This window comes from Pseudomonas sp. WS 5021 (genome assembly GCF_012985535.1).
Lineage (GTDB): Bacteria > Pseudomonadota > Gammaproteobacteria > Pseudomonadales > Pseudomonadaceae > Aquipseudomonas.
On the sequence record NZ_JAAQWP010000001.1, the window covers coordinates 738,363 to 750,923 of the forward strand.

Genomic DNA, 12,561 nt, shown 5'->3' on the forward strand with positions numbered 1-12,561 from the left:
CTTATTCCAGCCCCAGCCCTTTGCGGCCGAGGGCGTTCAGTTGCGAGGTCATGAAGCGGTCGCTCCAGTGCTTTTCGTAGTCTTCGCGGGGGAAGTCATCCGGCGAGGCGCCTTGTTCGAAGGCCCGTAAAACATCCCTGGCATAACGCAGATTTTTCGGACACATGGGGGCGGCTGGTACGTACATCACATTGCCCCAGCCCTGCTGGTTTTCGACGGGGGCGACGCTATGGACTACATCGCAGTGCCACCACACCGAATCGCCAGCCTGCACGTCCGGAATCGGTGACATGCCCTGGACCAGCAGCGGGTGCCACTTCTCCAGGATCGGCAGCACCTTGCCTGGCGCAACGCCACACAGCTCATCCTCGGGCACGTCATCGAGCAGCGGGCGCAGTAGCAGGTAGGCCATGGCCTTGGGGATCGGCAAGGTATGCAGCACGCCCTGGTCGGCATTCATGTCGCACAGCGCGGTCCAACCCTGGAAGGTGCGAAAGGCCGAGCATTTGGTACCTGGGTAGGCATATTCATCGACTTCGGTACGATGGGCGGCGTCCCACGGGTCGTAGGATTTGAAGTCATTGCGGTAAATTTTCTCGAACACCTTCAGGTAGGCCGGGTGCAGCCAGCGCTCCAGCGCCCCGGAGTCGGTGTGCGGGCCCAGGCCTTTGGACGTGGTGCCGGGCGGGCGTCGCCGTACGCGGTCCGGGTACAGGGCGTTGGTGTCGGGGTCGAACCACTGCTGGCCGTGGGAGTCGATGGTCCACAGGCGGTTCAAGAACGATTGGGCGCAGCCCATGCGCTCATGCTGGCGCAGTTGCATCTGGGCCTTGGACCAGTAGATCGGGAAGATTTCCGGGCGCGAGGCTTCCAGGTTGCCGAAGAAGTTGTCGGCAGGGCCCCGGTAAACCGCGTCGAACTGGTTGTGGTCCAGGTAGTCCAGCAGGCTCTTGTCCCACCCCAGCACCTGCTGCCTGGGAAAGTGGTTGCGGATCACCAGGCAGCCTCGGCGCTTGATCAGCGCGCGTTGTTGTTCTGTGACCTGGCCGTTGGCGAGGGTGGCAAAGTCCAGTTCGGGCCAGGCCGAGCCGGTCAGGGCTTGCTGGGCCTTGATCGCGGCGATTTCCGTGGCGATAAAGGCGCTGACTTCGGCAAACAGCGCGGGCACGTCGCCGATCTGTGCGCGCAGTGCCTTTTTCATGGCGACGATGCTGCGTTTGTAGTCGTCAGGTAGCTCGGCACTTGCGAAGGATGGGGAATTGTTCATGGGGTGGCCTGCATTTTTATTATTCATGCAGGTATGGAATCACTCCGGACGGCCTGGACGGCAGCCTCATTTGGCGCGTTGAGCAATACGATTGTGGCGTTTGATCATGCGCCTACAGAAGAATCGGCTTAGCCGTGCCTGGCTGGAAGTGATGCCCATGCTGACCACGGAAGTCTGAAGGCGTCATGCCCTTTTGCGCCTTGAACTGACGGTTGAACAGGGCCTGGGACGCGTACCCGACCTGTTCGGCGATGGTGCTGACTGCCAGGTTGCCTTGCATCAACAGGGCGCAGGCGTGTCCGATGCGCAGCCGCACGATGTAGTCCAATGCTGTGCAGCGTGTGTGTTTGCGGAACATGCGGTGGAAGGCTGAAACGCTGACGCAGGCCATTTGTGCCAGCTCAGGGATGCTCAGGGGTTGCGCATAGTGGCCGTGCAGGTAGTCCAGGACCCGGCGGATGCGCGCATCTTCAATGATGTGAGGGGTTTGTTGCACGGCGATGCGCTGCGCCGCGACATCCCGTGACAGGGTATTGAGTACCGTCAGCAGGGAAATCAGGCGCTGGGAGGCGTCCTGCTCGACCATCGCCTCGATCACCGGGCGCAGGGCGCGCGAGGTGGCGTCGCTGAAACTCAGTGCATGCCGCGCGGCCGCCAGCAGGACGCGGGTCGAGGCCATTTCCGGAAACAATTTGACCAGCGAATCGGCCCAGGCTTCAGAAAACCAGATGACCAGGGCGATGTGCGGTTGAGTCGGGTCGATAGTCTCGGCCGACGACCAGCTATGGGGAACATTCGGGCCCACCAGCACCAGGTCGCCATCATCGTAGCGTGCCACATCGTTGCTGATGTAACGGTGCCCACGACTGTTGAGGGTGAGGGTCAGCTCGTACTCAGGGTGGTGATGCCACTCAAACGGGATCGCCTGTGGCAGGCGCCTGTTGAGCAGGGTCCAGGAGGTGTTGGCCTCGGTGGGGATTTTCTCGAAACTGGCTCTCATGAACCCATCCTGCTGTGCAGAGGGAATAGCAACGCCACAATCGTAGCATTCGGTTCAAGCGAGAAGGGGAAGGTGCCGTGAACAAGTCTCTTTGCCGCAAGAACGATTCCTTGCGGCGAACATTGCCAGGTTAGGTTCTAACTAACTAAGTTATTAACCGTTAGAGCAACCGTTACCCATGACTTTGTAATTAAGAATATGACGCTGGCCTTGGTGATCTTCATATTCCATGCGTGCTGGAACAACTTCGCAGACATTCGGAATGGAACTCATGGACACCACCTTGGCAATATCCAGATCAGTGGCGTAGGTGTATTCCTCAACAATAGCGGTGTGCTGGCTGGCTACGTCAGTCGGGATCTCGTCGGCCAGGGCGGCGGTGGCGCACAGGCTGGCAAGGGCCATAACTAATAAAGCTTTCATTTCCAATTTACCTTTTTACAGTCGAAGGGGGTCACGGGGCCCTTGTGAGGCCACGTGTGTAACTTAAGTAGAGAGTTCGGATTAACGTGCCTTCGTGGGGGCTGCAACTTGGTTAATCACAGTGCCTTGTTGGCGAGGTTGATTTTAGGCGCCTGGGTTGCATTCATATACCCGTACTTTTGATAAACACTTTTGGTGGTTTTCGTAACAATCCACGACAGAGGTTTTTTCCGGTAGCGCAAAACGCGCTACAGGCCCCGAACCAGAGCGGTGCACGCACATATCAGGGCAATTTGTAGGGGCTTGTTACTACCATCGTCGAATGGTTCTATAGGCCTGCCCCGGCTACAACAGGGCCATACAACAACAACTATAGTCACCGAGGTAAGAAAGATGAGTGCGGCTTCCCTGTACCCCGTTCGCCCCGAAGTAGCAGCCAACACGCTGACTGACGAGGCGACCTACAAGGCCATGTACCAGCAGTCGGTGGTCAACCCCGACGGCTTCTGGCGCGAGCAAGCCAAGCGTCTTGACTGGATCAAGCCTTTCACCACGGTCAAGCAGACCTCGTTCGACGACCACCATGTCGATATCAAGTGGTTTGCTGACGGCACCCTCAACGTTTCCTACAACTGCCTGGACCGTCACCTCGCCGAGCGCGGCGACCAGGCGGCGATCATCTGGGAGGGCGACGATCCTTCCGAAAGCCGCACCATCACCTACCGCGAGCTGCACGAACAAGTCTGCAAGTTCGCCAACGCCCTGCGCGGCCAGGATGTGCACCGCGGTGACGTGGTGACCATCTATATGCCGATGATCCCTGAAGCTGTGGTCGCCATGCTGGCCTGTACCCGCATCGGCGCGATCCACTCGGTGGTGTTCGGCGGTTTCTCCCCTGAAGCCCTGGCCGGTCGCATCATCGACTGCAAATCCAAGGTGGTGATCACCGCCGACGAAGGCATTCGTGCCGGCAAGAAGGTACCGCTCAAGGCCAACGTCGACGACGCGCTGACCAACCCGGAAACCAGCAGCATCCAGAAAGTCATCGTGTGCAAGCGCACCAATGGCCAGATCAAGTGGAACCAGCATCGCGACATCTGGTACGAAGACCTGATGAAAGTGGCGGGCACGGTCTGCGCGCCAAAAGAGATGGGCGCCGAAGAAGCGCTGTTCATCCTTTACACCTCCGGTTCCACCGGCAAGCCCAAGGGCGTGCAGCACACCACCGGCGGCTACCTGTTGTACGCCGCCCTGACCCACGAGCGCGTGTTCGACTACCGCCCGGGCGAAGTCTACTGGTGCACCGCCGACGTCGGCTGGGTCACTGGCCACACCTACATCGTCTATGGTCCGCTGGCCAATGGCGCGACCACACTGCTGTTCGAAGGCGTGCCGAACTACCCGGACATCACGCGGGTCGGGAAAATCGTCGACAAGCACAAGGTCAATATCCTCTACACCGCGCCGACCGCGATCCGCGCGATGATGGCTTCCGGCACCGCCGCCTGCGAAGGTATCGATGGCAGCAGCTTGCGCCTGTTGGGTTCGGTGGGTGAGCCGATTAACCCGGAAGCGTGGGACTGGTACTACAAGAACGTCGGCCAATCCCGTTGCCCGATTGTCGACACCTGGTGGCAGACCGAAACTGGCGCGACCCTGATGAGCCCGTTGCCGGGCGCTCACGCGCTCAAGCCGGGGTCGGCGGCACGTCCGTTCTTTGGCGTGGTGCCAGCGTTGGTGGACAACCTGGGCAACATCATCGAGGGCGCTGCCGAAGGCAACCTGGTGATCCTCGATTCGTGGCCGGGCCAGGCGCGTACCCTGTACGGCGACCATGACCGTTTTGTCGACACTTACTTCAAGACCTTCCGTGGCATGTACTTCACCGGCGACGGCGCGCGTCGCGATGAAGACGGCTACTGGTGGATCACCGGTCGCGTGGATGACGTGCTCAACGTTTCCGGGCACCGCATGGGCACCGCCGAGATCGAAAGCGCCATGGTCGCCCACCCCAAAGTCACCGAGGCGGCCGTGGTCGGCGTGCCTCACGACATCAAGGGCCAGGGCATCTATGTGTATGTCACCTTGAAAAACGGTGAGGAGCCGACCGAAGCGCTGCGCCTGGAACTGAAGAACTGGGTGCGCAAGGAGATCGGCCCGATTGCATCGCCGGACGTGATCCAGTGGGCACCAGGCTTGCCTAAGACCCGGTCGGGGAAAATCATGCGCCGTATCCTGCGCAAAATTGCCACGGCCGAGTATGACGGGCTGGGGGATATCTCCACCCTGGCTGATCCAAGTGTGGTGCAGCATCTGATCGATACCCACAAGACCATGAACGTCGCGTAAGCGGGTTTATGGGACCAAGCCCCATCCGGTGTAGGCCGGATGGGGCTTTTTTGTGGGGCCTCACTATGAAATACCATCAATGTAGGAGCCGGCTTGCCGGCGATAACGGTGGGTCAGTCAGCCCATTTGATACAGGCCCACTGCTATCGCTGGCAAGCCAGCTCCTACATTGGATGGTGGGGGATGACAGACCGTCCTCAGCACCAAGCCAATAAATATCGGTTTATCTAGTAGGACGTTTCTGAATGTTACCCAGTGGTGCAAATGTGTAACCTTGCGCCCAAACATGAGGCAAAGTGCTACATCCACGCCCCGAAAACGCCCGTTTTAGACACCCTGAAAAATTAGATCAAACGCTACACTTGCCGGAATAGAAGGGTTTGCGAATAATAGGCCCGCAATTTGCAGCGATAATAGGTTTAATATCTTTTGCCTCTGCATAAAAATCAGGGGTTGTCAATGGGTTGGGGTCGCTTTCTCGGTGCTTCTGTAAATTGTTGTCGCATTGAGGAAATATCGGCTTCCGGCCTGTCGTTAGAATGCCGATCACTCGCTCGTCGTCGCCGTGTTGAACTGGTGTAGGACGCAGCACCGCTATTCGGTTTCACTCAGTCGCATCGTGGGCCATGGCTCATACTGCTGTTTTTGTCCTATACCGATGGAGTCCCAAGATGAAGAAACTCGTGCTGTTGGGCGCCCTGGCGCTGTCCGTGCTGTCCATGCAGGCCTTCGCTGAAGAGAAACCGCTGAAAATTGGTATCGAAGCAGCCTACCCTCCGTTTGCCTCGAAGGCGCCGGACGGCAGTATCGTCGGTTTTGACTACGACATCGGCAACGCCCTGTGCGAAGAGATGAAGGTCAAGTGCACCTGGGTCGAGCAAGAATTCGATGGCCTGATCCCGGCGCTTAAAGTGCGCAAGATCGACGCAATCCTGTCGTCCATGTCCATCACTGACGACCGCAAGAAGTCCGTGGATTTCACCAACCGCTACTACCTGACCCCGGCACGCCTGGTGATGAAGGACAGCGTTACCGTCAGCGACAGCCTGGTTGAGCTCAAGGACAAGAAGATCGGCGTACAGCGCGGTTCGATCCATGACCGTTTCGCCAAGGAAGTCCTGGCGCCTAAAGGTGCGACCATCGTTCCCTACAGCACCCAGAACGAAATCTACCTGGACGTGGCGGCCGGTCGCCTTGATGGCACCGTGGCTGATGCGACCCTGCTTGAAGACGGTTTCCTGAAGACCGACTCAGGCAAAGGCTACGCGTTCGTAGGCCCTGCGTTCACCGACGCCAAATACTTCGGCGATGGCATTGGTATCGCGGTACGTAAAGGCGACAAGGCCAACCTGGACCGCATCAACGCAGCCATCGCCGCGATCCGCGCCAATGGCAAGTACAAAGAAATCGAGAAAAAGTATTTCAACTTCGATATTTACGGCGCTGACGCCAAGTAAACCTTCGCAGTTGTCTGTCCAGAATGGCGCAAGCACCAGGGTCTCTGAAGTTTGCGCCATTTTTTCATCCGCCTTTTCGAGGACCTGAATCATGTTGAAAGGCTACGGGGCCGTTATCCTCGATGGCGCATGGTTGACGCTTCAGCTCGCCTTGTCGTCCATGGCCTTGGCCATTGTTCTGGGTCTGATTGGGGTCGCATTGCGCCTGTCGCCGGTACGCTGGCTGGCTTGGCTGGGTGACCTGTACTCCACGGTGATCCGCGGGATCCCCGACCTGGTGCTGATCCTGCTGATTTTCTACGGTGGCCAGGACCTGCTCAACCGCGTCGCGCCGCTACTGGGCTACGACGACTATATTGACTTGAACCCCTTGGCCGCCGGTATCGGCACCCTGGGTTTCATCTTTGGCGCCTACCTGTCGGAAACTTTCCGCGGTGCGTTCATGGCCATCCCCAAGGGCCAGGCCGAAGCGGGCATGGCCTATGGCATGAGCCCGTTCCAGGTGTTTTTCCGGGTGATGGTGCCGCAGATGATCCGGCTGGCAATCCCCGGCTTTACCAACAACTGGCTGGTACTGACCAAGGCCACCGCGCTGATTTCGGTGGTGGGCCTGCAAGACATGATGTTCAAGGCCAAGCAGGCGGCAGATGCCACCCGCGAACCTTTTACCTTCTTCCTCGCGGTGGCGGCGATGTACCTGGTGATCACCAGCGTCTCGTTGCTGGCCCTGCGTTATCTTGAGAAGCGCTACTCGGTAGGCGTAAAGGCGGCTGATCTATGATCTTCGACTACAACGTCATCTGGGAGGCCATGCCGCTGTACCTTGGCGGCTTGCTGACCACCCTGAAATTGCTGTTGATCTCGCTGTTCTTCGGCCTGCTTGCCGCCGTGCCCCTGGGCCTGATGCGAGTGTCCAAACAACCGCTGGTCAATGGCGCGGCCTGGCTCTACACCTATGTGATCCGCGGTACGCCGATGCTGGTGCAGTTGTTTTTGATCTACTACGGCCTGGCCCAGTTCGAAGCGGTGCGCGAGAGTTTCCTCTGGCCGTGGCTGTCCAGCGCGACCTTCTGTGCGTGCCTGGCCTTTGCCATCAATACCAGCGCCTACACCGCCGAGATCATCGCCGGTAGCCTCAAGGCCACGCCCCATGGCGAGATCGAAGCGGCCAAGGCCATGGGCATGTCGCGCTACAAGCTGTACCGCCGCATCCTGCTGCCCTCGGCCCTGCGCCGGGCGCTGCCGCAGTACAGCAACGAGGTGATCATGATGTTGCAGACCACCAGCCTGGCCTCCATCGTCACCCTGATCGACATCACCGGTGCCGCTCGCACGGTGAACGCCCAGTACTACCTGCCGTTCGAAGCCTATATCACCGCTGGCCTGTTCTATCTGTGCCTGACGTTCATCCTGGTGCGCCTGTTCAAGCTGGCCGAGCGCCGCTGGTTGAGCTACCTGGCTCCTCGGAAGCACTGATATGGAACGCATCGAGCACGTACTGCCCTGGGGGCACCTGGGTTGCGAGCGCCAGTTGACGGTGTTCCGTTTCGGCCATGGCGAGCGCAAGGCGTATATCCAGGCCAGCCTGCACGCCGATGAGTTGCCGGGGATGCGCGCGGCCTGGGAGCTGAAAAAGCGCCTGGCCGAACTCGAAGCGCAGGGCGCCCTCAACGGTGTGATCGAGCTGGTGCCGGTGGCCAACCCGATGGGCCTGGGTCAGCTGCTGCAAGGCAGCCACCAGGGGCGTTTCGAGGTCGGCACCGGGAAGAACTTCAACCGTGATTTCGTCGAGTTGAGCGAGCCGGTTGCTGCCTTGCTGGAAGGCAGGCTGGGAGATGATCCCCACGCCAATGTGCGCATGATCCGCCAGGCAATGAGCGATGCGCTCAATGCACTGCCCGAGCCGAGCAGTCAGTTGCAAGGTATGCAGCGGGTTTTGCTGAGCCATGCCTGTACTGCCGATGTGGTCCTCGACCTGCACTGCGACGCTGAAGCCGCGCTGCACATGTACGCGCTGCCCCAGCACTGGCCGCAGTGGCGTTCGTTGTCGGCGCATTTGAATGTGAAGGTCGGCCTGTTGGCGGAAGATTCCGGCGGCAGCTCGTTCGATGAGGCCTGCTCGTTGCCGTGGCTGCGTTTGTCACGGGCGTTCCCCGAGGCGCAGATCCCTCTGGCATGCCTGGCGACGACCCTGGAGCTGGGCGGTCAGGCCGATACCGGTCGGGATGAGGCGATCTTCCACGCCGAAGGTATCCTCGCGTTCCTCGCCGAACAGGGCCTGATCAAGGGAGAGTGGCCGGCGCCGCAACATGAACCGTGTGAAGGCGTGCCCTTCGAAGGCACTGAATTGCTGTTCGCGCCCCACGCCGGGGTGATCAGTTACTTGCGTAAAGCCGGTGACTGGGTGGAAACCGGCGAGCCGATTTTTGAAGTGATTGATCCTTTGGCCGACCGCGTCAGCATTGTTTGCGCGGGCACGTCAGGGGTGTTGTTTGCCGTTGAACGGCTGCGTTATGCCCAAGCGGGTTTCTGGCTGGCCAAGGTGGCGGGGCGCGAAGCGCTGCGTCACGGGCGCTTGCTCAACGACTGACCAACTGTTTTTGTGAGAACCGACCGCATGTACAAACTTGAAGTCCAAGACCTGCATAAACGCTATGGCAGTCATGAAGTGCTCAAAGGCGTGTCCCTGGCCGCCGCGGCCGGTGATGTGATCAGCATCATCGGTTCCAGTGGCTCGGGCAAAAGCACCTTTTTGCGCTGCATCAACCTGCTGGAGCAGCCTCACGCCGGCAAGATCCTGCTCAATAACGAAGAGCTGAAGCTGGTGGCCAACAAGGACGGCGCGATGAAAGCCGCCGACCCCAAGCAGTTGCAGCGTATGCGTTCGCGTCTGTCGATGGTGTTCCAGCATTTCAACCTGTGGTCGCACATGACCGCGCTGGAAAACGTCATGGAAGCCCCGGTGCATGTGCTGGGCATGTCGAAAAAAGACGCCCGTGAAAAGGCCGAGCACTACCTGGCCAAAGTCGGCGTGGCTCATCGCAAGGATGCCTTCCCCGGCCATATGTCCGGTGGCGAGCAGCAGCGCGTGGCGATTGCCCGGGCGCTGGCGATGGAGCCTGAGGTGATGCTGTTTGACGAGCCGACCTCGGCCCTTGACCCGGAGCTGGTCGGCGAAGTGTTGAAGGTCATGCAGGACCTGGCCCTGGAAGGCCGGACGATGGTGGTAGTGACCCACGAAATGGGCTTTGCCCGTGAAGTGTCCAACCAGTTGGTGTTCCTGCACAAAGGCATTGTCGAAGAGCGCGGCAACCCGCGTGAAGTGCTGGTCAACCCGCAGTCCGAGCGGTTGCAGCAGTTCTTGTCCGGTAGCTTGAAGTAAACAAGGCTGCGTTTATGCACTGAAATAGTGCATGCTTCGCAGCCTTGAGGTTGGCCTCGATTCCTTGTAGGAGCCGGCTTGCCGGCGATAGCGGTAAGCCAGTCCCACCGCTATCGCCGGCAAGCCAGCTCCCACATTAGATCTCTGTTTGTTTTGAGATTTGTGTTGGTTTACGGGCTAGCATTGGCCCTTGTCTTCATTACCGTTTTCGTTTCGGATAGCCCTCCATGACAGCCCATCGCATTGGTTTCCTGATTTGGCCCAGCACTAAAGCCCTGACGCTTGCGCTGGCTGAGGAGGCCTTGCGTGTGGCCCAGCGGGTGCATCCAGACGTGGTCTACGAGGTGTCATTCCTGCAGGCCGAGCCGCCGGTCGAGGGTGACTGGAGGCTGCCCGGCGAACCCTGGGCCGGCAAGCTGGAGGGCTTCCAGAAGCTGTTCCTGCTGGCCGACGAGCCGCCCACCGTGATCGCGTCCCAGTTGGGCACCGCACTCAAACAACTGGTGCGTGCCGGCTGCGTGATCGGCGGCTTGTCGGCGGGCGTGTATCCGTTGGCGCAACTGGGTTTGCTCGACGGCTATCGCGCCGCCGTGCACTGGCGCTGGCAGGATGACTTTGCCGAGCGCTTCCCCAAGGTCATCGCCACCAGCCATTTGTTCGACTGGGACCGTGATCGCCTGACCGCCTGCGGTGGCATGTCGGTGCTCGACCTGCTGCTGGCGGTGTTGGCCCGTGATCACGGTGCCGAACTGGCCGGTGCGGTCTCCGAAGAATTGGTGGTAGAGCGCATCCGCGAAGGTGGCGAACGCCAGCGCATTCCATTGCAGAACCGCCTGGGGTCCAGCCATCCGAAGCTGACCCAGGCAGTGTTGCTGATGGAAGCCAATATCGAAGAGCCGCTGACCACCGACGAAATCGCCCAGCATGTGTGCGTGTCGCGACGACAACTGGAGCGCATCTTCAAGCAGTACCTCAACCGCGTTCCCAGCCAGTACTACCTGGAGCTGCGCCTGAACAAGGCGCGCCAGATGCTGATGCAAACCAGCAAATCGATCATCCAGATCGGCCTGTCCTGCGGCTTCTCCTCGGGGCCGCACTTTTCCAGCGCCTACCGCAACTTCTTCGGCGCCACCCCCCGTGAAGATCGCAACCAGCGGCGCAGCAGCAGCCCGTTCGAGTTGTCGTCGGTGCCATCCGAGCGCGGCTGAGCAGGGCCTTGCCCTGCGGATGCAGCTGAGCAAAATTCCCACGGCACTGCCGCAACCGCCTGTCTTCTGTTTAAACTGCGCCATTGCGAAGCTATTTGTCGCATTGGCGTAAACCCGCGTAAAACGGGGGTTGGCGCTATAAGAAGTTGTCGCTTGGCGGCAAGGCCGCGCTGAAAACTGTCCTTACAATCCCTGCATCGCCCGCCAGTTCCAGGCAGGCGTTCCTCTTCAGGAGACTCCGATGTCCGTTGAGCAAGCCCCGGTGCAACGTGCCGATTTCGACCAGGTCATGGTGCCCAACTATGCCCCTGCCGCCTTTATCCCTGTGCGTGGCGAAGGTTCCCGCGTGTGGGACCAGTCGGGTCGCGAGCTGATCGATTTTGCCGGCGGCATCGCAGTGAACGTGCTGGGCCATGCCCACCCGGCGCTGGTCGGCGCATTGACCGCCCAGGCCAACAAGCTGTGGCACGTCTCCAACGTCTTCACCAACGAGCCGGCCCTGCGCCTGGCCCATAAGCTGATCGACGCCACCTTTGCCGAGCGTGTGTTCTTCTGCAACTCGGGTGCTGAAGCCAACGAGGCCGCCTTCAAGCTGGCCCGTCGCGTGGCGTTCGACCGTTTCGGCAGCGAGAAATACGAGATCATCGCCGCCCTGAACAGCTTCCACGGGCGCACCCTGTTTACGGTCAACGTCGGTGGCCAGTCGAAGTACTCCGATGGTTTCGGTCCTAAAATCACCGGCATCACCCACGTTCCTTATAACGACCTGGACGCGCTGAAAGCCGCGGTGTCGGACAAGACCTGCGCCGTGGTGCTGGAACCGATCCAGGGCGAAGGCGGCGTGTTGCCGGCTGAGCTTGCGTACCTGCAAGGTGCCCGCGACCTGTGTGACGCCAACAACGCGCTGCTGGTGTTCGACGAAGTGCAGACTGGCATGGGCCGCAGTGGCCATCTGTTTGCCTACCAGCACTACGGCGTGGTGCCCGACATCCTCACCAGCGCCAAGAGCCTGGGCGGCGGCTTCCCGATTGCCGCGATGCTGACGCGCGAAGACCTGGCCAAGCACCTGGTGGTCGGCACCCACGGCACCACCTACGGCGGCAACCCGCTGGCATGCGCGGTGGCCGAAGCGGTGATCGACGTGATCAACACCCCCCAGGTGCTGGCCGGCGTCAATGCCAAGCACGAGCTGTTCAAGGCCCGCCTGGAGCAGATCGGCCAGCAATACGGGATCTTCACCCAAGTACGTGGCATGGGCCTGCTGCTCGGTTGCGTATTGAGCGACGCGTTCAAGGGCAAGGCCAAGGACGTGTTCAACGCGGCCGAGAAAGAAAACCTGATGATCCTGCAGGCCGGCCCGGACGTGGTGCGTTTTGCGCCAAGCCTGGTGGTGGAAGAGGCGGACATCAATGAAGGTCTGGACCGCTTTGAACGTGCTGTAAAAACGCTGACGCAAGCTTGATAGATACACATTT

General features: G+C 60.0%; 11 protein-coding genes. 8 read left to right on the top strand and 3 right to left on the bottom strand.

What is annotated here, in order from left to right:
• Position 1 precedes the first annotated feature (1 nt).
• The 3 genes from HBO19_RS03420 to HBO19_RS03430 all read right to left on the bottom strand — a co-directional run bounded on the left by HBO19_RS03420 (position 2) and on the right by HBO19_RS03430 (position 2,690).
• Entirely contained in the window at positions 2-1,267 is a 1,266-nt protein-coding gene (locus HBO19_RS03420) for a DUF1479 domain-containing protein (protein WP_170056893.1), read from the bottom strand.
• Positions 1,268-1,379: 112 nt separating this feature from the next.
• Positions 1,380-2,267, bottom strand: coding sequence for an AraC family transcriptional regulator (locus HBO19_RS03425; protein ID WP_170056894.1), 888 nt, complete (start codon positions 2,265-2,267; stop codon positions 1,380-1,382).
• A 153-nt stretch (positions 2,268-2,420) separates the two neighbouring features.
• Positions 2,421-2,690 (bottom strand): DUF2790 domain-containing protein, encoded by a 270-nt coding sequence (locus HBO19_RS03430; protein WP_170043792.1) that lies wholly within the window; start codon positions 2,688-2,690, stop codon positions 2,421-2,423.
• Between the two features lie 393 nt (positions 2,691-3,083).
• On the opposite strand from HBO19_RS03430, the gene acs reads away from it, so the two are divergent.
• The 8 genes from acs (at position 3,084) to HBO19_RS03470 (ending at position 12,548) form a co-directional block, all read left to right on the top strand.
• Complete coding sequence (gene acs / locus HBO19_RS03435; protein ID WP_169955154.1) at positions 3,084-5,039, top strand: acetate--CoA ligase; 1,956 nt, start codon at positions 3,084-3,086, stop codon at positions 5,037-5,039.
• Between the two features lie 671 nt (positions 5,040-5,710).
• Positions 5,711-6,496 carry an ABC transporter substrate-binding protein gene (locus HBO19_RS03440; protein WP_070994684.1) on the top strand — a complete coding sequence of 262 codons (786 nt, stop codon included), beginning with the start codon at positions 5,711-5,713 and terminating at the stop codon, positions 6,494-6,496.
• Positions 6,497-6,587: 91 nt separating this feature from the next.
• Complete coding sequence (locus HBO19_RS03445; protein ID WP_029294434.1) at positions 6,588-7,277, top strand: ABC transporter permease; 690 nt, start codon at positions 6,588-6,590, stop codon at positions 7,275-7,277.
• Positions 7,274-7,972 (top strand): ABC transporter permease, encoded by a 699-nt coding sequence (locus tag HBO19_RS03450; protein WP_029294436.1) that lies wholly within the window; start codon positions 7,274-7,276, stop codon positions 7,970-7,972. Before HBO19_RS03445 ends, HBO19_RS03450 begins: the two co-directional genes overlap by 4 nt.
• 1 nt (position 7,973) lies before the next feature.
• A complete protein-coding gene (locus HBO19_RS03455) occupies positions 7,974-9,086 on the top strand; it encodes a succinylglutamate desuccinylase/aspartoacylase family protein (protein WP_170043790.1) in 1,113 nt (370 codons plus the stop codon).
• A 27-nt stretch (positions 9,087-9,113) separates the two neighbouring features.
• Entirely contained in the window at positions 9,114-9,878 is a 765-nt protein-coding gene (locus HBO19_RS03460) for an ATP-binding cassette domain-containing protein (protein WP_029294441.1), read from the top strand.
• 227 nt (positions 9,879-10,105) lie between these two features.
• Positions 10,106-11,086 carry a transcriptional regulator ArgR gene (gene argR / locus HBO19_RS03465; RefSeq protein WP_170056895.1) on the top strand — a complete coding sequence of 327 codons (981 nt, stop codon included), beginning with the start codon at positions 10,106-10,108 and terminating at the stop codon, positions 11,084-11,086.
• A gap of 241 nt (positions 11,087-11,327) precedes the next feature.
• Entirely contained in the window at positions 11,328-12,548 is a 1,221-nt protein-coding gene (locus HBO19_RS03470; protein ID WP_169955157.1) for an aspartate aminotransferase family protein, read from the top strand.
• The last annotated feature ends 13 nt before the right edge of the window (positions 12,549-12,561 follow it).